Genomic DNA, 22,356 nt, shown 5'->3' with positions numbered 1-22,356 from the left:
TTAACTGGCAGTTTCCGCAGGGTCAATGCATGCCAAGTGTCGGTCATGCTGGGGAAGCATGAATATTTCGGATAAACGGTCGCAAGCATCGGCCATGGCAAGAAATCGGCTCCGATTCTGTGAAATGGCCATCTGCACGGCATGCATGAAGAATGGGCTTTGCGCAGCGGGCAAAGTGCAGGGAAGCCCTGAAACCGGCTGCTTCTTATACACCGATGGGTAATGCCCCCCATCCCAATGGAATTATCGGTCTTGGCACCATACCCTTTCGGTGGTTTTGGCATTGCTGAAATTGCCTATATAGCTGGTTACATTAGCATTTCCTACTGCCGCGTTGGTTGAACTATGCTGAACGGGTATTTGGCTGACGGGTACCTGAATGATGAATGATCCGATTTGCAATACAGCAAATGGCAGTGGTACAGCCACGATCCTGCTGGTGGACGATACGCCCGAAAACCTCATCATTCTTGGCACTTTGCTGCAGGAAGAAGGCTTCCAGGTCAGGGCGGCCACATCCGGTGTACTTGCGCTCGAATATGCACACCAGCCTCCGCTTCCCGATCTGGTTTTGCTGGATGTGATGATGCCGGAAATGGATGGTTACGCCGTCCTCCAGAAGCTGCGCAGTAATCCTGCTACCTGCGATATTCCCGTGATTCTGGTGACTGCACTGAGCGAATTGTCCGCCGAGCTGCGTGGCCTGGCCGAAGGTGCGGTGGATTATGTCCTCAAGCCCGTCATTCCGCCGCTGGTTCTTGCACGGGTGCGTACGCAGCTGGAGTTGAAACAGGCACGCGATCTGCTGAAAGACCAGAATGCCTGGCTGGAAGCCGAAGTTCGTCGCCGCATGCACGACAACGATCTGACCCAGTTGGTGGCGATTCGCGCGCTGGCGCATCTGGCCGAAACGCGTGATCCGGAAACGGGTTACCACATTCTGCGTACCCAGAGCTATGTGCAGCTGCTGGCCAGGCTTTTGCAGGAGCATCCTCGCTTTGCTGCACAGCTGAACGACGGCTATATCGATTTGCTGACCCGTTCGGCACCCTTGCACGATATCGGCAAGGTCGGCATCCCCGATGCGATTCTGCGCAAACCCGGATCGCATACGGCGGAAGAATGGAAAATCATGCAGACGCATGCGCAACTGGGCGAGGAGGCCATTATCATGGCCGAACGCGATGTCGAATTACCCGTTCCCTTTCTCGGGCTGGCCAAGGAAATTGCACGCAGCCATCACGAGAAATGGAATGGTAGCGGCTATCCCGACAAGCTGGCTGGTGACGCGATTCCACTGTCCGCACGCCTCATGGCTCTGGCCGACGTATTTGATGCTCTGATTTCACGACGCGTCTACAAACCGGCGCTGTCTTATGACGAAGCCCGCAGCATCATCACCGCAGGGCGCGGCAGTCACTTCGATCCCGATATTGCGGATGCATTTCTGGCGAATTTTGCCGATTTTGTCGCCATTGCGGAGCAATACCGGGAGGAATGACATGGAAATTCGCTGGTCGGTACACCGGACGATCATCTACATCGTGGCGGCCTATGTCGCTCTGGGCATCAACTGGATATTGTTCTCCGATCTGGCCGTACGCTTTCTGTTCTCCACGCCGGAGGCTCTGACCGTAGCCAGCATTCTCAAAGGCTGGTTTTTCATCGGCGTTACGGCGCTGGTTTTGTATCTGCTGATGAAGCGTTTCGTCTTGCGCAATGCCGAGGCGCTCCTTGCCCAGCTACACGCCAGGCAATTGCTTGAAGCAATCGCAAACAGTTCGGAAGACGCGATTTTTGCCAAGGATCTGGATGGCCGCTACATACTGTTCAACCTGGCAGCCAGCCAGTTTGTCGGTAAACCGCTGAATGAGGTTCTGGGGCTGACGGATGAAGACCTGTTTCCGCCAGAGCAGGCGGCCATGCTGCGCGAGTATGACCGCAAGGCAATCCGGGAAGGGCGAGTATGTTCGTTTGAAGAAACACTGCAGACCAGTTCTGGCACCCTCGTATTCCAGGCCACCAAAGGGCCGCTGCGCGATGGTGACGGACAATTACTGGGCACATTCGGTATTTCGCGCAATGTGACGCAGCAGAAGACTGCAGAAGCACAAAGCCGCTTATGGGTCGAATCATTTGAACGGGCTGAAATAGGCATCGCCATCAGCGATGCATCGCGCAATGTTTTTCTGGCCGTGAACCCCTGTTTTGCCAAGGCGCGGGGTTATTCCCCGGAAGAGCTGGTCGGGCAATATGTAAACATCGTTTTTTCACCGGAGCACCGCGCAGATCTGGGCCGGCTTGCGGATACCCTCGAACGGTCGGGCCATGTTTCCCTCGAATCCGAACACATTCGGCGGGATGGTCGCCGTTTCCCGGTGTTGCTCGACGCAACGCTAGTCCGTGCAGAGGATGGCAGCGGGTCACGACGCATCGTTTACGCTCAGGACATCAGTGAGCGCAAGCGGGCGGATGCCGAATTGCGAGCCAGTGAAAAACGCTTCCATGACATTGTGGAAGCCTCGGCAGACTGGATCTGGGAGGTTGATACCCTTGGCAGGTATATCTTTGCATCCACTGGCGTGAAAGAGGTTCTCGGCTATACGGCAGATGATGTGCTTGGGCGTACCGTATTCGACCTGATGTCGCAGGATGAATCCCATGAAGGCAGGCTTCGCCAGTTGGCGCTGTTCAGGCGCTGCCTGCCATTTCGGGATATCGAGCTCAGTCTGCAGCATAAGAATGGCAGCCTGCGCTACATTCGCAGCAATGGTACGCCCATGTTTGACGGAAACGGCTCATGGTGCGGATATCGCGGACTGGATCGCGACATCACCGTCAGCAAGCTGGCAGAACTTGGGCTGCGCGACAGCGAAGAACGCTACCGGACGCTGTTCGAGAATGCTGCCGTGGCCATCCTCGTGCATGACGGTGAAAGCGGCGCCATTCTTGCTGCCAATCACAAGGCAATTGCACAGTTTGGGTATGAGACGCTGTCAGATCTGCAAAATGGTGATCACTGGCTTGCCCCGCCGTTTTCTGCCGCTGATGCCCTCGCCCTGATTCACAAGGCCAGAGCGGAAGGCCCTCAGCGCTTTGAATGGCAAAGCCAGACATGCCACGGCGTACTTTTCTGGCTGGATGTTCAGCTTCAGCCCATGCGTCTTGGCAATGAAGACCGCGTGCTGGCCATTACCATCGACATCAGCGCTCGCAAGGAAGTGGAGGCTGAATTGCTGGCCCGTCATGTTGAACTGGAGCGTTTCAATCGTGCCAGTGTCGATCGGGAGCTGGACATGATCAGGCTGAAGCAGCAGATCAATGCCCTGTCACTGCAGCTTGGTTCGCCTGCCCCGTTTGCACTGGATTTCATTGCCGCCCAGTCGGCCAGCGGAGAGCATCGCTCATGAACCATCGGCTGCTTCTGGCGCTTGTCCTGCCCTTTCTGGCGGCTGCCGTACAGTGGGCGCTATATCCTTTCATTAGTCCGTATGTCTGGTTCTTTTTCTTTCCGACCGTGTTTTTCTGTGCCTGGCTGGGCGGGTGGAGGGGCGGTATTGGCGCAACCCTGATCAGTGTCGTGCTGGTCTGGTATCTGTTCGTTCCGCCAGCTTTTTCGTTCCACATGGTATCGATGGCAACCGCTTTTTCGATGGCCGGTTTTCTGTTGATGGGAACACTTTTTTCCGTGTTCTTCGAGAAACTGAGCGTTGCCCGGGACAATTCGGAAAACCGTTTTGAAGCTACCTTTGAGCAGGCAGCAGTCGGAATTGCCCATGTGGGGCCTGATGGGCACTGGCTGCGGGTCAATAACAAGCTATGCGAAATCGTCGGTTACTCCCGACAGCAGTTGCTGGAAAAAACCTTCCAGGACATTACCCATCCCGATGACTTGGAGGCTGATCTGGCTCTGATGCGGGAATTGCTGGCGGGCAAGCGTGATTCTTATTCGACTGAAAAGCGCTACTTGCGCGACGATGGTTCCATCGTCTGGATCAATCTGACGGTGTCACTGGTGCGGCGAAAAAACGGTGATCCGGATTACTTCATTTCGGTCATCGAAGATATCCAGTCACGCCGCAGCAATGAAGTTGTGCTGCAGCAAGCCCAGCACCTGGGAAAGATTGGCAGCTGGACATGGGATTTCCGCAATGATCTTACGGTGTGGTCGGAAGAGATGTTCCACCTTTTTGGGCGGGATGTCGTTTTGCCGCCAGCTGATTTTACCGAGGTGCCGAAGTATTTTGCGGAGGACAGCTGGGCGCGCTTGAGTGCGGCTGTCGAGCAGGCAATACACCAGGGTCGGCCATACGAAGTCGAAACGGAGATCATCCGCGATGATGGTGTCCGGCGCTGGCTGCTGGCGCGTGGCGAGGCGATTCGTGATCGTGACGGCAACGTTGTCGAATTGCGTGGCATGCTGCAGGACATCACCGAGAGCCGACTGGCGGAAAGGGCCTTGCGGGCCAGCCAGGAGCGCCTGCAGTTGCTGATCGATCATGCGCCGGCTGCACTGGCGATGTTTGACCGCAACATGCGCTATCTTGCGGTCAGCCACCGCTGGCTGGAGGATTATGGCCTGGCAGGCAGAAATCTGATCGGTGAATCGCATTACGTTGTTTTTCCGGAAATAAGCGTCGAGTGGAGGGAAATTCACCGCAAGGCACTGGCAGGCGAGATATTCAGGCAGGACGAAGATCATTTCGTGCGGGCAGACGGCTCGGAGCAGTGGCTGCGCTGGGAAGTGCGACCATGGCATTTTGGCGATGGCGAGGTCGGAGGCATTGTTGTTTTCTCCGAAGACATCACCCGTCGCAAACTGGCCGAAGAAGCCATCCAGATCGTACAGGCCAATGCAATGGCCGAGCAGCGTCAGGCCAGGCTTGCTGCGCTCAACCTGATGGAAGATGCGCTGGAAGCCAAGAAGAATGCCGAACGGGTCAGCCAGGCGCTGACCCAGAGTGAATTGCGCCTTCTGCTTGCGCAGGAAGGTGCGCATGTCGGCATCTGGGATTGGGATCTGAGTACCGGGCAGATCTACTGGTCGGCCGAGTGCTGGCATCTATATGGTGAAGCGCAGCCCGGAGAACTGACGCCTCAGACCTGGCGCAGCCGGATTCTGCCCGACGATCTGCCCGCCATCGATCGGCAATGGGATGACGCAATCCATCGTGGCCAGCCCTTTGAGGCCGAATTCAGGGTGCGCTGGCCCTCTGGTGAAGTTCGCTGGCTGGTCAGCAGGGGAGGGGTACAGCAGGACGAAGAGGGCCGTCCGGCCCGCCTGTTCGGCGTCAATCTTGACATTAGCGATCGCAAGCAGGCAGAAGAGGTGTTGCGTGAAAGTGAAGCTCGTTACCGCGACATGTTCGAAGCCAACCCGCATCCGATGTGGGTGTTTGACAAGCAGACGCTGGCCTTCCTCGCGGTCAATGACGCGGCTATCGATCACTATGGCTATTCTCGCGACGAGTTTCTCGGGATGACCATTCGCGATATTCGTCCGCAGGAAGACGATGAGCGACTGCAGCAGGCTCTACATGGACTTGCTGGTGCAGCGGGCTGCACGGGAGTGTGGCAGCACCGGCGCAAAGATGGCCGCACCATTCTGGTCGAGGTATCGGCCCACCAGCTCAGTTTTGCCGGGCATGATGCTGTGGTCATCCTGATCAGTGATGTCACCGAGCGGGCACGTATCGAAGCGCAACTGCAGCAGCTTTCACAGGCCGTGGAGCAGAGTCCTGAAAGCATTGCCATCACCAGTCTGGATGGCACCATCGAGTATGTGAATGAAGCCTATCTGCGCTCTTCCGGGTATGCGCGCGACGAACTGCTCGGAATGAACTCGCGCCTGTTGCAGTCAGGCAAAACTGCTGCCGCTGTCTATCACGAACTCTGGGCTACCCTGCAGGCAGGTGAAACCTGGCACGGTGAATTCTACAACCGGCGCAAGAACGGCGAAGAGTACATCGAGCAGGCCATTGTCACCCCGATTCGCCAGCCCGATGGCAGGGTGACGCACTATCTGGCAATCAAGAGCGACATTACCGAGAAAATCCGGATCAATCAGGAGCTGGAAGGTTACCGCCTGCATCTTGAAGAACTGGTTGAGCAGCGTACGATTGAGCTCAACACTGCTCGTGTGGCAGCCGAGGCTGCCAATCAGGCCAAAAGCGAGTTTCTGGCCAACATGAGCCATGAAATCCGCACACCGATGAATGCGATTCTGGGCCTGACGCATCTGCTCAGAAAAGAAATCCGGGAGCCGGGGCAGGCTGGCAGGCTGGACAAGATCAGCGTTGCAGCCAATCACCTGCTCACCGTGATCAATGACATCCTCGATTTCTCCAAAATCGAAGCAGGTAAGCTTGATCTGGAGTTGATTGATTTTTCCCTGCAGGACGTCCTCGGTGATGTGCGGGCCTTGCTGGCCGAGCAGGCGCATGCCAAGGGACTCTCCTTCAGCACCGATTGCCAGTCCGCACCTGTTTGGCTGCATGGTGATCCGACGCGCTTGCGGCAGGCTCTGCTGAATTACCTGAATAACGCCATCAAGTTTACCAGCCGGGGAGGTGTGTCACTGACCGTGCAGGAGCAGGAGCGCCGCGATGACCAGATACTGCTGCGCTTCGAGGTAGAAGATAGCGGCTGCGGCATTGAAGCAGCAAAGCTGCCAGAGTTGTTCAAGGCATTTCGGCAGGCAGACGGCTCGACAACGCGGCGCTATGGTGGCACCGGCCTTGGCCTGGCGATTACCAGCCGGCTTGCCCAGTTGATGGATGGTGCTGCAGGTGTGCGCAGCGAGCCCGGAAAAGGCAGTGTTTTCTGGTTTACCGGCTGGTTTGGCATTGCCAGTGCACGGCAGGAAGCCAGTGGTCACTGGGGATTGGGCGAGGCCGAAAAACGTCTGGCACAGCATTACGCCGGGACGCGTGTCCTGCTGGTCGAGGATGAGCCAGTGAACCAGGAGGTGATGGCCGCTTTGCTGGGCGGGATCAATATGCAGGTTGACTGGGCTCGCGATGGACGGGAAGCCGTCCAGATGGCGCATGCTGCCGATTACGACCTGATCCTCATGGATGTGCAGATGCCGAATATGGATGGTCTGTCGGCCGCCCGGGAAATCCGCTCGCGACCGGCCGGACGCAGCATGCCGATACTGGCACTGACAGCCAGCGTATTCCGTGAAGATTATCTTCGCTGCGTCGATGCCGGCATGAATGATCTGGTTGGCAAACCGGTCAATCCGGACGACCTGTTTGCCACCCTGCTGAAATGGCTGCCAGAACGACAGAGCCTGGCCGCCGCTCCGGCCTACGGGCAGGCTGAACGCGCTGCATCGGGGGCTCCCTCTGCCGAAAACCTGTCAGCGTTGCGAGGCGTTGATTTTGCTGACGGCTTGTTGCGCCTGCGTGGCAAGCGGGTACGCTATCTGCAGATGCTGCTGATGTATTGCGACAATCACCGCGAAGACGCCGAACGGCTTGGCAAGCTGTACCGGCTGGGCGATCTCGATGGCGCCAGAAGTCTGGCGCATGCGCTGAAAGGTGTTTCCGGCATGCTGGGTGTGTCGCAGATACAGCAGCTGGCTGGCGAGCTGGAACGAATGTTCGGTTTGCAGGCCGTACCGGAAGAGGCCGGACAAAAACTGGCCGAGCTGGCGACCAACCTGGCCTGGCTTGAAGAAGACCTTCGGCCGTTCCGCCAGGTGCCGGAACCGGTTGAGACGGAAAATCAGCAAGCGTTGGCCCAGCGTGTAGCCGGGTTGATGAGCTACCTGGAACGCGGCGATTTTCGTGCCGTACAGAGTTTCCATGATCATGCCGCTTCTTTGCAGAAAACGCTGGATGCCGATCTGTTTTCGAGGCTCGAGCAGGCCATGCAGGCTTTTGATTACCCGACCGCGCTTGTGTTGTTGCGGCGCGAGTTGCCTGCAGCGTCTGCTCCCTGAACATGGGAGGGACTACAGTAAAAATCCCCGCATCTGCGGGGGTTTTTACTGGGTATGTGGCTGTAGCCTTTTAATTGAGAAGGCTATGGCTATATACCTGTCAATTCCCAAGCCGTTCGCGCCACTTGGCCACCTGCACCAGCACCTGGAAGGGCGCGGTGCCGCCGATGTGGTCGCGGGCGCTGAGCGAGCCTTCGAAGGTCAGGATGCTGAAGATGTCGTCGGTGATCAGCGCCGAGAAACTGCTCAACTCGACCAGTGACAGCTCGGCCAGATCCTTCTTCTTCTGCTCGGCGTAGCGCACGGCGAGCGCGACCGCTTCGTGCGCGTCGCGGAAGGGCAGGCCCTTTTTCACCAGGTAGTCGGCCAGGTCGGTCGCGGTGGCAAAGCCCTGGCGCACGGCGCGCTCCATGGCTTCCGGCTTCACGGTGATGCCGCGCATCATGTCAGCGTAGATGCGCAGGGTGTCGGTCAGCGTGTCGACGGTGTCGAACAGCGGCTCCTTGTCTTCCTGATTGTCCTTGTTGTACGCCAGCGGCTGGCCCTTCATCAGCGTCAAGAGCGACACCAGATTGCCATTGACGCGGCCGGTCTTGCCGCGCACCAGTTCCGGCACGTCCGGGTTCTTTTTCTGCGGCATGATCGAGCTGCCGGTGCAGAAGCGGTCGGCGATGTCGATGAAGCCGAAGCGCGGGCTCATCCACAGGATCAGCTCTTCCGACAGGCGCGACAGGTGCGTCATCACCAGTGCGGCGGCAGCGGTGAATTCGATGGCGAAGTCACGGTCGGATACGGCATCCAGCGAGTTCTCGCACACACCGTCAAAGCCCAGCAGCTGCGCGGTATACAGGCGGTCGATCGGGTAGGTGGTGCCGGCCAGCGCAGCCGAGCCCAATGGCATGCGGTTGATGCGCTTGCGGGCGTCGACGAAGCGCTCGGCGTCACGGCCCAGCATTTCCACGTAGGCCAGCATGTGGTGGCCGAAGGTCACCGGCTGCGCCACCTGCAGGTGGGTGAAGCCGGGCATGACGGTCGAGGCGTTCTTCTCGGCCAGATCCACCAGGCTCATCTGCACTTCGCGGATCAGCTTGATGGTGGTATCGGTGGCGCCGCGCAGGTAGAGGCGGATGTCGGTGGCAACCTGGTCATTGCGGCTGCGGCCGGTGTGCAGGCGCTTGCCCGCATCGCCCACGCGCTCGGTCAGGCGCTTTTCGATATTCATGTGCACGTCTTCGAGGTCTAGGCTCCACTCGAAGGTGCCGGCGTTGATTTCCCTCAGGATGTCGGCCATGCCGGTCTGGATGGCCTGCAGGTCTTCCAGGCTGAGCACACCAACCTTGTTCAGCATCTGGGCGTGCGCGAGCGAACCCTGGATGTCGACCTCTGCCATGCGCTTGTCGAAATTCACGGAAGCGGTGTAACGCTTGACGAGTTCGGTGACGGGTTCGTTGAAACGACCGGACCAGGTCTTGCTGCCAGTGTCCTGCATGGGGGAAATCCTGAATGGGCAAAATGGCCTCAATTATACGGGGCAGCCGTGTCGCCTGAACAGGGGAGATCAGAAGGCAGCCAGTCCAGCGCGGAATCGGGCGCGCGGCGCATCAGCTGCAGGTGCTCTTCCAGCACGCGCTGCAGGCGTTGCAATTGCTCCGGATCGGGGGCGCTCAGCCGGAATTGCAGCGTGCTGCTGTCGGCCAAAAAACGGCATTCGCCAATCGGAAAGCGCGCGAGGCCTTGGCTGTCGTCGAAGTCGACCGGGATCTTGCGGGCGAAGTGTTTGCAGAGTTTGAAGAGGTATTGCTTGGCAAGCTCGGTATTTATTTGGGTCTGGCTCTGTACCATGGTGTGTATCCTTGAATGGTGGCTTTTTATCTTTTGGGTGAATCGCTTTTTAGCGCCTGCGGCGCGGTGTTTTGCATGCCGGTTCCGCCCGGCGGACGGGAAGGGGGATTTGTCTCGGCAAATCCCCCTTCACCCCAAAGCCGAGCCCGGTCCGCCGGCCGCCTGCGGCGGCTTCCCTGCGATGCTCGCAGGCCACAGCGCGGGTTCGAAACTCGGGCTGCGCCCTCAAACATCTCACCCGCGAAACCCTGTGGCCTGCTGTGCTTCTCGGCAGCTTCAGGGCGGGGCGTGCTAAGCAGCAGCGTTGGTTACTTGTTGGTCGACAAAGCAAAGCGTCTTCCGACGATTTTGTAGTGGGTATATGGCCATAGCCATTTATCTGATTAGACTTTGGTCTTATCTGTGCATGGGTATATGGCAAGCTAGTTAGGACGCGATGCCATCGCAGGGAACCCCGAAGGGGTTGCGGAGCGGGCGCGCCTTGGGGGTGTCGGGGGGCTTGGCAAGCGCGGGGCCCCCGCAAAGTCGCAGACTTTGTGGGGTGCAGTAGAGCCCCCTGACGTGCAGCCGGGCACCCCCGGCATGCAAACACCGCGCCGCAGGCGCTAAAACGGAATAGCCATTGCTTCATCCGGGCCTTCATCAAATCAGTTTGTCCAGCACAAACACCGGTCGCCCCAGCGAGCACTGCTCGATCTGGCCACGGATGCCGTAGACGCCGGCCAGCAGGTCGGGGCTCAGCACCGTCAGCGGCTCGCCGTCGGCGGCGCAGCGGCCGTTTGCCAGCACGATCACTCGCTCGCAGCTGCGCAGTGCCAGATTGATGTCGTGCAGCGCAAGCAGCGCGATGCTCTGGCGTTGCTGCACCTCGCTGCGGATGGCCTCGACCATCGCCAGCTGCCAGTGCAGGTCGAGCGCACTGCTGGGTTCGTCCAGCAACAGCAGGCGGGGCTGGCGTGCCAGCAGCTGGGCCAGTGCGATCATCTGGCGCTGCCCGCCCGACAGCGTGGCCAGCGGCCGTAGTGCCAGCGGGGTCAGGCGCAGCCGCTGCAGCACATCCTCGATGCGGGTTTCGGCTTCGCCGTGCGCGATGCCCAGCGTGCGCAGGCCGCCCAGCAGCAGCTCGTAAACGGTGAGCCCCGCCGCTTGCGGCAGTGTTTGCGGCAGCAGGCCGACGCGGCGACAGCGCTCGTCGCGCGGCAGTGCTGGCAGCGGCTGACCGTCGAGCAGCAGTTCGCCGCTGGCGGGGAGCAGCCCGGCGATGGCGTGGATCAGCGTTGATTTGCCGGCACCATTCGGGCCGATCAGCGCGGTCATGCTGCCCGGCGGCAGCGGTGGCAGGCTCAGCGCGTCGATGATGCGCGCCTTGCCGCGCGTGACGGAAACGTCGGAAAGCTGCAGGCTCATGACGCGCTCCTGCGGGTGAGGATCAGCGTGATCAGCACCGGCACGCCGACAAGTGCGGTGACGATGCCGATGGGAATCAAGAGGCCCGGGATGATGCTCTTGCTGGCAATCGACGCCAGCGACAGCATCAGTGCGCCGCACAGCACGCTGGCGGGCAGGAAATAGCGGTGCTGCTCGCCCACCAGCAGGCGCGCGATATGCGGGCCGACCAGGCCGACAAAGCCGATGGTGCCGACAAAGGCCAGCGCAACGGCAGTCAGCAGGCTGACTTCCACCAGCACCTGCCAGCTCAGGCGCTCGACGCGGATGCCGAGGCTGGCCGCGTGTGCCGCACCGCCGCGCAGCAGTGTCAGCGCCCAGGCACGGCGCATCGCCAGTACGAAACAGACAGCCAGCACGGTGGCGACGAGCGCGACGTGTGTCAGCGTCGCGCGCCCCAGATTGCCCATTGACCAGAACACAATCTGCTCCAGCGCGTTGGCGTCGGCCAGAAATTGCAGCAGCCACACCAGCGCTTCCAGCGCGAACAAGAGCGCAATGCCGAACAGCACCAGTGTGTCGCTGCCGCCGCCGTGCCAGCGGCTGAGCAGCAAAATCAGCCCGGTGACGCCCAGCGCACAGAGGAATGCCCCGGCGGGTACCAGCGCGTTGTGCGGCAGTGCCGGCAAGTGGTGTTCGAACACGATGGTGAGCGACGCGCCCAGTGTCGCTGCGGCGGCTACGCCCAGCGTGAAGGGGCTGGCGAGCGGGTTGTTCAGCACCGTCTGCAGCTGTGCGCCGCCCAACCCGAGCGCACCGCCGACAGCCAGCGCCATCAGCGCGTAGGGCAGGCGCACGTCGAACAGGATCACGCGCATGCCGGCATCGAGGCTGGCCGGATCAGCAAAGCCCGCGAGTACTTCACTCAGCGGGTAGCTGGCGCTGCCGGTCGCCAGATCGGTGGCCAGACTCATGCCGAGCGCCAGCACCAGCAGCACCAGCAGCACGAGTCGCCAGCGGTTCTGCCGCCGGTACTGCACGGCCAGCGGCTGCACTGAGTTGACTGCCGCCATCAGCGCACCTCCGCCCAGAACACGCCGGTGAGCGGCACGGGCTGGAAGCGGCGGTAGAACTCCTGCAGCGTGGCCTGCGGGTCAAGCTGGCGGAACAGCTCCGGATGCAGCCATTTCGCCATCTGCTGCACGGCAACGACATTGGCCGCGCTGTAGGCAAACTGGTGCGAAATCGCGTAGGCGCGCTTGTTGCGCACGGCGTTCAGCTCGGCAATGCCGGGGCGGGACAGCGCTTTTTGCAACGACGCCTGCGCCGTCGCAACGCTGATGCCCTGGCCGAGCGCGATGCGGTTGCTGCCGGTCTGCTGCGCGGTGAGCGGGTTGCCGATGCCGGTGGCGATGAAAAACTCGGGTTGCTTCTGCAGCAGGAATTCGAGGCTGACCGTGCCGGCCACGCCCGGCACCAGCGGGCGGGCGATATTGTCGCCGCCGGCGGCATCAAGGTAGGTGCCCAGCATGCCGTTGGTGAGGGTTTCGCAGCAGCTGTTGGCCAGCCCGACACGGCTTTCGAGGAACACGGTCGGCTTTTGCCGCTTGCTTGCCAGCGCGCCAGTCACTTTGGCGAGTTCCTTGCGATAAAAGGCAAGGTATTCGTCGGCAGCCTTTTCTTTTCCGAGTGCCTGGCCCAATACCCTGATGCTGGCTTCGGTATTCTTCAGCGGGTCCTTGGTGAAGTCGACATAGATGACGGTGATGCCGGCCTTGCTCAGGCGCTCCAGCGTGGCGTGATCGTTCACGTCCGGGCCGTGGCCGCGCAGGCTGAAGATGGCCAGGTCGGGCTTGAGGCGGATGGCTTCCTCGACGCTGAAGCTGTTGCTGCCCTTGCCCAGGCGGGCGATGCCGTCGAGGTTCGGGTAGACCTTGCGATACTGCGCATAGCTGCCGGGGTCGAGCTGCTCGAAGTCGCCCAGCATGCCGACCACGCGCTTGCCCGGCAGCTCGCGGTCGAGAATGGCGAGGCTGGCCAGCATGCGACCTTCGCCGAGGATGATGCGCTCGGCCCTGGGCGGCACGTTGACGCTGCGGCCGGCCAGGTCAGTGAGGGTGATCGCCCCGGCCGTGTGTGCGGCCAGCAGGGCGAAGAGGGCAAAAAGGCGTGGCATGAGAAATGCTCCAGGGCCGCTGGCGACAGGCTGGCGGCGTTCGCTGCAAGGAAAAATACCCGCCAGCGGAAAACTGGCGGGCCAGGGTGTGTCATGGAGAGATAATGCGGAGCCGATCAGAACTTCCAGCTGGCTTCGAGGCGCACGTCGCGGCCCGGCTCGGGGTAGCCGAGCGTCTTGCCCTGCCAGCCGTTCCACGCGTAGGTGGCCTGGTCGTAATACTGCTGGTCGAAGAGGTTGTTCACCGCCAGATTGATGCGCAGCGTGTCGTTTTTCAGCGGCAGCCAGCTGATGTAGATGTTCTGCACGCCGTAGCCGGCCTTGCTGCGGCTTGTCGTGCTGCCGACCGGGATGTAGTCGAGCGATTCGACAAAGCGGCCGAGCCAGCCCATCTGCACGCCATATTCGGGCAATGCGTAATCGAGACGCGTCACCCAGCTGCGGCCGGTGCTGGTGCCCAGCCCCAGATCGCCGTCGCTGAATTTGCGGCCTTCAAGCTCCGGCCGGCTTTCCGCCACGCTCAGGCCTGCGCTCAGGTTGCCCCAGCGGTAGCGGGCGGCCAGCTCGTAGCCGTCGATGACCGCCTTGCCGGCATTGCCTCGGCAGCCGCCACGGCTGGCCGGGCAGCTGAAGGTCGTGATGAAGTTCTCGACGATCTGCCGGTAGGCATTACCTTCCAGCGAGAAACCGCCTTGCCCGAAGCGGAAACCGATTTCGCTGTTGTGTGCTTCTTCTGCCTTGATGTCGGCATTGTTTTTCCACTGGGCGATGTCGAGCATGAAGGCTTCCTTCAGGCCGACACCACGCAGCGCCTGGGCATAACCGGCGCGCAACTCAAGCGATTCCAGCGCCTGCCAGCGGATGCCGGCGCTGGGGCTGACGCCGTCGCTGTCGAATTTCTGGTCGTGGTTGTCGGTGTAGCTGTAGTCATCAAAGCGCAGGCCGCCGGTCAGCGTCACGCTGCCGAAATGTGCCTCGCCTTCGACAAAACCGCCGAATACGCGCATGTCTTCGCGGCCGCTGCCGGTCAGCTTGTAGGGGTTGGCGATGTTGCGGGCGGCAGATTTCTCCTCGCGCCAGTTCAGGCCGTATTTCAAAAGGTGGTCACCGATGGCGTTCTTCAGCATCAGATCGGCGCCGCTGGTGGTCAGCGTTTCGCCCCAGTTGCGGCCTTTTTTGTCGGTACGGTCGCTGTCGACTTCAGTCCGGTACAGCGTGGCATCCACTCCGTCGACGAAGCCCAGCTGGCGGCCGCTGTATTTCAGCGTGGCGGTATCACGCTCAAGGCTTTGCGGGATCGGGTCGTTGGGCAGTACCGGATGCGGGAAGCCGACCATATTGGCGCGCGCGGTGCGCACGCCTTCGTCGGTGCTGCGCTGGAAGCTGGCGGCAAGGCGCTGGGTGTCGGTGAGCTGCACGCCGATTTTCGCCAGATAGTTGCGCTGCTCGGTGGCCGAATTGGCGACGGTCTCGCCATTGCCGTTCTGGTAGTCGCGGGTGTCCATCAACGTGCCGCTGACGAGAGCATCAACCTTGTCGCCAAAGCGTCCGTATGCGCTGCCTGCACTGCGCCAGCCCTCGTTGCTGAACACGCTGCCGGTGAGCGTGCCACCGAACTGCTGGCCGGGGCGCAGCAGGTCGCCGGCGGAAACGGTTTCATAGCGGATCGCACCACCGAGCGCGCCCGGGCCGGCGCTGGCGGCTGCCGTGCCCTTTTCCACTTCGACCTGTTTGATCAGCAGCGGGTCGAGAATCAGCGCGGTCTGGTGGTGGTAGATCTTGCTGTTGACCTGGGCGCCGTCGATGCTCAGGTTCAGCAGCGATTCCTCCATGCCGCGGATATACATCTTTTGCGAAATCGGGTTGCCGCCACCGCCGACGCTGATTTCCGGATCGGAAACGAAGACGTCGTTCAGGTCGTGAGCCTGGCTTTTCAGCAGATCCTCGCGCTGCAGTGTGTCGTCCTGCGTCGGTGTGCTGGCGCTGACCTCGACGGGTGCGAGCTGGACAGCGTCATCGGCCAGTGCGTGGGTGGCGAGGCAGAGTGGCAGCAATACCGCGAGTGCGCGGCAGGGGAAGGGCGGGGTTTGTGTCATGTCAAAGATTCCTGTAATGCCCGCTTCAGGGCCGGTCTGTCACTATTTCAATGAGAATAAATATCATTACAATGATGTCATTTTCGCAGCGCGCCACAGCGACGTCTTTTGCGCGCGGCAATTTCTTCTTTGCGGGACAAACAATGGGCAAACGGGAAGACGGCATGTTCGACAGCGCCGCGCTGCAATGGCGCCGGCAGGGCAGCGAGTGCTCGCTATGGGCCGATGGCCTGTCACGGCCGGTGATGCAGGGGCATTTTGTCGATTGCGAGTTGCGCCCGGGCCTGTCGCTGCACGGCACGAGTGTGGTGTTCGATCGGGCGTTGACCGGGCAGGGAGAAATCCCGGCCGGACTCAAGCTCATCGTGATGCTGGAAGGCGAGGCCTGCGCCTGCATCGGCAAGAATAGCGTGGCGCTGGGCGGGCCGGATGCCGGCTGCGTACTGCTGGCGGCAAGTGCACCCACGCCGTTTCGCCGCATCGTGCCGCAGGCATGTACACAGCGGCAGGTGGTGCTGACTCTGGGAGCCGAGTGGCTGGAGCAGTCCGGGCTGGCTGCGCTGGCAGACGACTTGCCGCTAGCCCGGCTGGCCGACACTGCGCTGGCGTGCCGCAGCAGCCAAGCGCCGGCAGCCCTGCGCCAGCTGGCTGAACGCCTGCTCGCCAGTCACGAGGCGGCATCGCCCTGGCTGCGTCTGCAGCAGGAAAGCTGGGCGCTGGAGCTGTTGCTCGCTGCCTTGCCGGCACTGGCGGGCAAAGTGACAGAAGCACCAGTAGCCGATGCGCGAGCCCGCCAGCGGATCGCCCGCCTGCTCGATTGCCTGCATGCCGGTGACGCCGAGGGCAAGTCGCTGGCTGAACTGGCGCGCGAATTTGGCACCAATCCGACGACGCTGCAGAAACAGTTCCGCAGCCAGACCGGTCGCAGCATTGCAGATTATCTGCGTCACTACCGCCTGGAGATGGCGCGCCGCCAACTGCAGCAGGGCATGCCGGTGACGGCCGTGGCACTGGAGGTTGGCTACAGCTCGCCGGCCAACTTCGCGACGGCCTGCAAGCGTGCCTTCGGTGTCACGCCACGCGAGCTGGCGCGCATGGGCTGATTATTGCCGGGGGGGGCTCTCCGCGCTTGCCTGTCGCTGCAGTTTTGCCGCAGGTCGCACCCGGCCGCTGATTGCACTGGCATGGGTATATCTATGTAGCCTTTTAATTTAAATGGTTGTGGATTTATACGCTGCACTGTATAGGGGCTCTGTGACCAGGGCTGGATTGCCGCAGCGCCCCTGCAGAAGGCCGCTGCGGCATGGCCTCAGCCTTGTACTGGGAAGCACATCAGCGCAGCAGCACGAGATGGTTGTCCCAGCGGCGTGCCGGTAGCCCGCTCAGCTCAAACAGCGCAGCCGTCTCCGGCGTATACCCGTAAAGGCCGCCCGCTTCACTGCTGATCCAGGCCTGCCGGCCATCGCTGGCGATGCCGGCAGGGCGCGGCACGGCGAGCGCCGGCAGCGGTGTGCCGTTGCTGCGCCAGCGTGCGAGCCGGTTGCCGCGCATGGCGCTGACGAGGAATTCGTCCCCCGCTGCGGCTATGCTCGCGCCGTAGCCCATCAGCGCCTCGGGCTGTTCGGCCAGCCGGAACACGCCGTCGCGCAGGGTGGCCAGCAGCGGTGCGTTGCGGTGCGCGGCCGCCTCCGGGTATTCCGCCTGCAGCGCGATACCCAGCGTGCCGTCACGGCATCGCGCCAGATGGCGGATGCTCAGCGCCTTGTCGTCCAGCACATGTTCAGAAAGCAGCTTGCCCGACGGCCATTCCAGCAGTACCAGCGAAGGCAGCATCTGGCCGCGGTTGAGCTTGGTGCGGCCGGTTTCCGGCAGCGTGAGGATGCCGCCGTTGGCAACGGCAAGGATTTTGCCTGGCTCCAGCCACAGCAATTCATGCGGGCCGATACCGAAGGTCGGCAGCTCGTCGATGCGCTGCAGCGTGCGGGCGTCATAGCGGCCGATCATGCCCTGGCTTGTTTCGTCGTTGTTTTCGGTCGTGAGCAGTGTTTTGCCGTCGGGGCTCAGGATGGCGTGGCCGAAGAAATGCCGGTCGAACTCCGCATCAATGCGCTGCAGCAATTGCCCCTGCCGCCAGTCGACGCGCGCGAGCCAGCGGCCCAGCCGGCGGCTGACAATGAAGGCCTCCGTCGTGCCCGGCACGGGAACGATGCCGTGACCGCGCCCGGGCAGTGCGATGCGCTTGCCATCAACGAGGCCGGCCAGTGGTTCGGCCTCGTCCCAGCTTGCGGTCAGCAGGCGCGGGAGGCTGGTGTCATTGCCTGTCGCAGCCAGGGCAGGCAGTGGCAACGCGAGGGCGGACATGCTCAGCAGAAAGCGGCGGCGATCCATGATTAATCGCCATCGCCTTCGGTAAAGCCCAGCGTCAGATCGAGTTCGACTGCGACCTCATCCTGCAGCGTGGTTTTCAGTGCCGCGATGGCCTTGCCGCAGGCCTTGCGGGCGGAATGGCTCCCGGCCCCGCTCGTTTCCAGCCTGTCCGGCAGCGTGCTGCATTGCTGGCGGGCTACGGCAAAGCGTTCCTGCATTTTGCCGGCCAGTGCCGAATCCAGTCGTGTGGCCGGGCCGGGTTTGGCGAAGAAAGCGTTGCCGAATCCGTCGATTTGCGCCAGCAGCTGGGTCTTGCTGCTGCCGCTGCGCCATTCGATGTAGTTGGCCGCTTTGGGTGCTTCATCCTTCGGCAGGCGTTTCTGCAGCCCTTCAAGCGCGGTGATCATCAGGTTGATGTGTTCCGAGAGCAGATTCTGGCGGAAAAAGTCCGATTCGCCGCCAAGCTGCGCGCGGTAGCTTTGCCAGCCGGCATCCAGTGCGTGCACGTCGCTGGCAATCTGGTTGCTGATGGCCTGCAGGGCCTGGCAGCGCGCGGGATCACGCAGGCGCTTGAGTTGCGCCGCTGGCTCCGCGTCGCCCCACAGCAGGTATTCCGCAGCGGCCAGACCGCGGGTGGCGGCATTGTCACGGCGCTCTGCCGCACTGGCGTCGAGACTGGCTTCGATGTCGGCCGGTCGGGTCGGGCGGAAGTCGATCTTGCGCCCCAGTCGTTCCAGCACCATCGGGCCGCCGGAGGCGCCATCGAGCGAGCGCCAGGCGAGGCTCGTCTGTAGCCAGGCCGTGCGCGTTTTCTCCAGTGAGGCCTTGTCGGGGTGGGCGCACAGTGTGTCGCTGGCGCTGGCCAGTGCATCGGCCGCCGTGGCCAGTGCGGCGTGGCGGGGCAGGTAGCCGGCATCCAGCCAGCCGGTGGCCCAGGCCGCGTCGGGCACCTGGGGTTCGGCATGGGCATGTGACAGCAGGCCGGCAAGGACGAATGTGGCGGAGAGGGTGAGTCGTTTCATGGGCGTGTTCTCGGCGTAGCCAGGCGGATTACAGCGATTTCAGAAAGGCGAGCAGTGCATCGCGGTCGGCCTTGGGCAGCGCGAGATACGCCTGTTTGCTGGCTTCAGCCTCGCCGCCATGCCACAGGATGGCTTCGCTGGCATTGCGCGCCCGGCCGTCGTGCAGCAGGCGCGAATGGCCGTTGACCGTCGGAACCAGCCCCAGCCCCCACAGCGGCGGCGTTTTCCACTGCCGCCCATTGGCGCGGCCATCCGGGCGGTGATCGGCCAGTCCCTCGCCCATGTCGTGCAGCAGCAGATCGGTGTAGGGCCAGATTTTCTGGCCAGCCAGCTGCGGGACCGGCTTGAATACCCCTGTGGTGTATGAGGCGGTGTGGCATGAAATGCAAAGGCTATCAGCAAATACCTTCTTGCCACGCAGCGCTTCCGCGCTGTCGGCATCGCGCCGCGCCGGTACGGCCAGCGTGCGTGAATACAGGATCACCTGCGCGAGCTTTGCATCGCTGATTTCGGGTTTGCCGCCGCTGGGGGCGCGCTTGCAATCCTTTTGCGCGGCGGTGCATTCCTCGTGCGGAAAGTGTTTCGAGGTAATGCCGATGTCGCCAAGGAAAGCGCCTGCGGTCTGATGCGCAATGCTGCCGACATTGGCCTTCCAGCCGAAGCGGCCGAGCACTTCGCGCCCGGCAAAGGCGTCGAACACATAATTCGGCTGGCCGGCGATGCCTTTGTTCTCGGCTTTCTGGCGGGCGGCATTGGCGAGAATGTCAGCTTCCGGAATCGCTTCCAGCAGGCCAAGGCCGATCATCTGCGGTGCAATGCGCGGCGACACCTGGATATCGCGATGCAGGGGGCCGTAGTTGAGCTTGCTGAACGAGTAACTGGGCTTTTGCAGGGTATAGGGCTCACCGTCGGCAAACTGCCCGTGCAATTCGGTGTATGCAATGGCGATCTCGCCCTCGGGCTGCACGCCGGGAATCGCGCGATTGTTGAACTGGCCGCCATACACCGGATCGGGCTGCGGGCCATTTTTGCCGGGAACGGACAGGCGCAGCAGCAGCGCCATCGGCTGATCCTGCTGGATGCCGTTTTCGAAATCGGGTGGCGCGCCGCGGCCATCAAGCGCATGGCAGGCGCCACAGGAGTGCGCGATGAAATGCGGCCCGAGCCCATCGCGTGCTGTGGTTGACGAGGGCGCTTCAACCCAGGGTTTCTTGAAAAACGAATTGCCAACGACGAAATCGGTTTTCTGCCGGTCGCTCAGGCCCGGCATCGGCAGCGAAAACGCATTCTTGCCAAAATCGTCCGTCGTGCCTGCTTCGCCGCCAGGCAATTCTTCGCCGGCCTCCAGCATGGCCAGCACGGCATGGGTTTCGTACGCGAGCACCGAGCCGGCCAGCAGCAGTGCAGGGAGCAGCAGTGAAGGTTTCAGACGCATTGCGGTTTTCCTGATGAACGCAAAAGCCCCGCAGCACTGCCGCGGGGCCGGGAATGAGCCGGTTTTACGGCTTAAACGCTGGTATTCAGGCGCTTGATGCCGAGTGCCTGAGCGGCTTCCACCAGTGCCTTGGTCTGCGCCTTCAGTGCGTCGATGACTGCCTGTACGCGCTTGCGGCCCGGTGCGTCCTTCTTGCCGATGATTTCCTGATCGAAGGGCGCCTGGATCTGCCCGGCCAGTGTCACGGTTTCGGCGATCTGCTGCGATACCTTGCCGGCGACGTCGGCGTTTTTCTCGGCAACCAGCGCCTTGAGGCTTGCGCCTTCAAGCGTCTTGCCATCGCGCGTCACATAGCGGCCTTCCCAGACGTTCTGGATGCCCTTGGCATTGGTTACGATGTCGCGATGGGTGTTGTCCGCGAAGCAGCTGTGCTCGTCTTCCTGGTTCTGTGTGTCCATGGCGACTTCGATGCGCTCGCCTGCCAGTTCACCACGGCTGAGCGTACCGATGCCGGTCAGCATTTTCCTGATGCTGGCTTCGCCACCGGCGACAAATTTCGCGCGGTAATTGTCCTTGTTGTCAGGCGCCCATTCTTTTTGCACGGTGGCCAGATCCTCGACGAGCATGGCGGCGACGGTTTGCAGATACAGTCTGCGGCGTTCGGCATTGGGTGCCGTGGTGAAGTCGGTGTAGGGGCGGTTGCCGGCGCTGGATTTGCTGAAATCCTGACCCCACAGCAGGAATTCGATCGCGTGCCAGCCGGTGGCAATGTTTTCCTCGCCCCCGCGCTCGTTCAGCTTGCGCAGGGTGGCGGCATCGATTTTGACCTTGGGGTTGTTGATGATGCCGGCTTTCGGCTTGCCCTTGACGCTGTCGATATAGGCCTCGTCGAGCGGCCAGGCGTTGATCATGCCCTCCGGGCCCGTGTCGCTATCGATCGGGCCGCCGTAAAAGCGGAACGCTTCAGTCTGGCCATACCATTCGCGCGCTTCCAGCCAGGCTTTGCGCGCCTGCAGAAGACTATCTTCGCTCGGCGCAGCCACAAAGGTGTTGATGCTGGCCTGCAGATCGCGGGCGGCGGCGAGGGTGTCGCTGTAGCTGCTGTATACAATGGTGGAGTATTGCTCTACAACCATTTTCTTTTTGATGTTTGCGGCAGATACCTGTGTAGATAAGCTGATGGCGAGCAATGCACCGACAAGCCAGGAGCTGGGGACGAAGGATTTCATGACGGAACGCGCCTTACTGATTTGCTAATGACATCCATTATCAAGTAGGTTTTGCCGGCAATGCAAATGGTTCGCGTTTTCGTGCGGCTTTTCCTGCGTTCGGCGGTGTGTGAGCATGCGCATGGTGGTTCCGGCGCAGGCGAGCGTATAATCCCGCGCACATCCAGCCAAGAAACGCTACGGAGATTTCTTTCGCATGCCAGCTCCTTCCCGCAAGCCCCGCTCATCCGGCCACTCCTCGGGCGGCAGCTCCATGCTCGCCGGCCTCCTGATTGGCCTGTTCATCGGCGTTGCGATTGCTGTGGGCGTAACCATCTATCTGAACCGCAGCGCCAGCCCGTTTGCCAGCAAGGTACCGGCCAGCCAGAGCGCGGCGGCATCGCAGACACCGGAAGCCAAGCCTGAAGTTATGCGCCCCAAGCGCGACAAGGATGAAGTCGCCGCGCCCGAGGTGGGCAGTGCGCCGGCGGAAGCCAGCACCACGCAGTTCGATTTTTACAAAATGCTGCCCGAGACGGAAACCAAACCAGCGCGCCCGGCTCCAACCGCGACGCCGGCTCCCAAGCCGCGGCCGGATGCCAGTGCGGCATCGCGCGCCAGTGCACCTGTTGCCAAAGGTGGCTGGTTGCAGGCCGGGGCTTTCCAGAATGAGGCAGATGCCGATAATCTGAAGGCCAAGCTTGCCCTGATTGGCGTCGAGTCGCGCATCCTGACCAGCGAAGTGCCGGACAAGGGCGTGTGGCATCGTGTGCGCATCGGCCCCTACTCCAGCAATGAAGAGCTGGACAAGGTGCGGGCGCAACTCAAGAGCAATGGTATCGACAGCACCGTGATCCGCGGCAAGTAAGCCAGCGG

General features: G+C 61.7%; 15 protein-coding genes. 5 read left to right on the top strand and 10 right to left on the bottom strand.

Features of this window, described 5'->3' with window-relative positions; all coding sequences use genetic code 11:
• Positions 1-382 precede the first annotated feature (382 nt).
• Genes H559_RS0102980 through H559_RS18585 form a run of 3 tightly spaced genes read left to right on the top strand, consistent with a single transcriptional unit; the run spans position 383 to position 7,948 of the window.
• Entirely contained in the window at positions 383-1,501 is a 1,119-nt protein-coding gene (locus tag H559_RS0102980; protein WP_051278861.1) for an HD-GYP domain-containing protein, read from the top strand.
• 1 nt (position 1,502) lies between these two features.
• Positions 1,503-3,410, top strand: coding sequence for a PAS domain S-box protein (locus H559_RS21290; RefSeq protein ID WP_028451465.1), 1,908 nt, complete (start codon positions 1,503-1,505; stop codon positions 3,408-3,410).
• A complete protein-coding gene (locus H559_RS18585) occupies positions 3,407-7,948 on the top strand; it encodes a PAS domain S-box protein (RefSeq protein ID WP_051278860.1) in 4,542 nt (1,513 codons plus the stop codon). The genes H559_RS21290 and H559_RS18585 overlap by 4 nt, the downstream gene beginning before the upstream one ends.
• 100 nt (positions 7,949-8,048) lie before the next feature.
• On the opposite strand, the gene argH is transcribed toward H559_RS18585, so the two are convergent.
• The 6 genes from argH to H559_RS0102940 all read right to left on the bottom strand — a co-directional run bounded on the left by argH (position 8,049) and on the right by H559_RS0102940 (position 15,448).
• On the bottom strand, positions 8,049-9,437 hold the full coding sequence (argH, locus tag H559_RS0102965; RefSeq protein ID WP_028451464.1) for an argininosuccinate lyase: 1,389 nt from the start codon (positions 9,435-9,437) through the stop codon (positions 8,049-8,051).
• A gap of 29 nt (positions 9,438-9,466) precedes the next feature.
• Positions 9,467-9,790: a DUF2218 domain-containing protein gene (locus tag H559_RS18580; RefSeq protein ID WP_051278859.1), complete on the bottom strand. Its 324-nt coding sequence runs from the start codon at positions 9,788-9,790 to the stop codon at positions 9,467-9,469.
• A 642-nt stretch (positions 9,791-10,432) separates the two neighbouring features.
• On the bottom strand, positions 10,433-11,197 hold the full coding sequence (locus H559_RS0102955) for an ABC transporter ATP-binding protein (protein WP_028451463.1): 765 nt from the start codon (positions 11,195-11,197) through the stop codon (positions 10,433-10,435).
• The gene (locus H559_RS0102950; protein ID WP_051278858.1) at positions 11,194-12,249 is read right to left on the bottom strand and encodes a FecCD family ABC transporter permease; all 1,056 of its coding nucleotides are present in this window, start codon (positions 12,247-12,249) and stop codon (positions 11,194-11,196) included. The genes H559_RS0102955 and H559_RS0102950 overlap by 4 nt, the downstream gene beginning before the upstream one ends.
• Complete coding sequence (locus tag H559_RS0102945) at positions 12,249-13,352, bottom strand: ABC transporter substrate-binding protein (RefSeq protein ID WP_028451461.1); 1,104 nt, start codon at positions 13,350-13,352, stop codon at positions 12,249-12,251. The genes H559_RS0102950 and H559_RS0102945 overlap by 1 nt, the downstream gene beginning before the upstream one ends.
• Before the next feature lie 116 nt (positions 13,353-13,468).
• Positions 13,469-15,448, bottom strand: a complete 1,980-nt coding sequence (locus tag H559_RS0102940) for a TonB-dependent receptor domain-containing protein (protein WP_028451460.1) — start codon at positions 15,446-15,448, stop codon at positions 13,469-13,471.
• 164 nt (positions 15,449-15,612) lie between these two features.
• On the opposite strand from H559_RS0102940, the gene H559_RS21285 reads away from it, so the two are divergent.
• Complete coding sequence (locus H559_RS21285; protein WP_211230885.1) at positions 15,613-16,551, top strand: helix-turn-helix transcriptional regulator; 939 nt, start codon at positions 15,613-15,615, stop codon at positions 16,549-16,551.
• A gap of 229 nt (positions 16,552-16,780) precedes the next feature.
• Here the strand turns inward: H559_RS21285 and H559_RS18570 are convergent, their stop codons facing one another.
• From H559_RS18570 to H559_RS0102915, 4 genes are all read right to left on the bottom strand, one after another.
• A complete protein-coding gene (locus H559_RS18570) occupies positions 16,781-17,836 on the bottom strand; it encodes a DUF1513 domain-containing protein (protein WP_051278857.1) in 1,056 nt (351 codons plus the stop codon).
• A gap of 2 nt (positions 17,837-17,838) precedes the next feature.
• Positions 17,839-18,837: an imelysin family protein gene (locus H559_RS0102925; RefSeq protein WP_028451458.1), complete on the bottom strand. Its 999-nt coding sequence runs from the start codon at positions 18,835-18,837 to the stop codon at positions 17,839-17,841.
• Between the two features lie 28 nt (positions 18,838-18,865).
• The gene (locus H559_RS0102920) at positions 18,866-20,272 is read right to left on the bottom strand and encodes a di-heme oxidoreductase family protein (RefSeq protein ID WP_028451457.1); all 1,407 of its coding nucleotides are present in this window, start codon (positions 20,270-20,272) and stop codon (positions 18,866-18,868) included.
• A gap of 71 nt (positions 20,273-20,343) precedes the next feature.
• Positions 20,344-21,501, bottom strand: coding sequence for an imelysin family protein (locus tag H559_RS0102915; RefSeq protein WP_028451456.1), 1,158 nt, complete (start codon positions 21,499-21,501; stop codon positions 20,344-20,346).
• A gap of 196 nt (positions 21,502-21,697) precedes the next feature.
• On the opposite strand from H559_RS0102915, the gene H559_RS0102910 reads away from it, so the two are divergent.
• Positions 21,698-22,348: an SPOR domain-containing protein gene (locus H559_RS0102910; protein ID WP_028451455.1), complete on the top strand. Its 651-nt coding sequence runs from the start codon at positions 21,698-21,700 to the stop codon at positions 22,346-22,348.
• The last annotated feature ends 8 nt before the right edge of the window (positions 22,349-22,356 follow it).

It is taken from the genome of Chitinilyticum aquatile DSM 21506, assembly GCF_000430805.1.
GTDB classification, from domain to species: domain Bacteria; phylum Pseudomonadota; class Gammaproteobacteria; order Burkholderiales; family Chitinibacteraceae; genus Chitinilyticum; species Chitinilyticum aquatile.
This window is presented reverse-complemented; position numbering and strand designations above follow the sequence as displayed.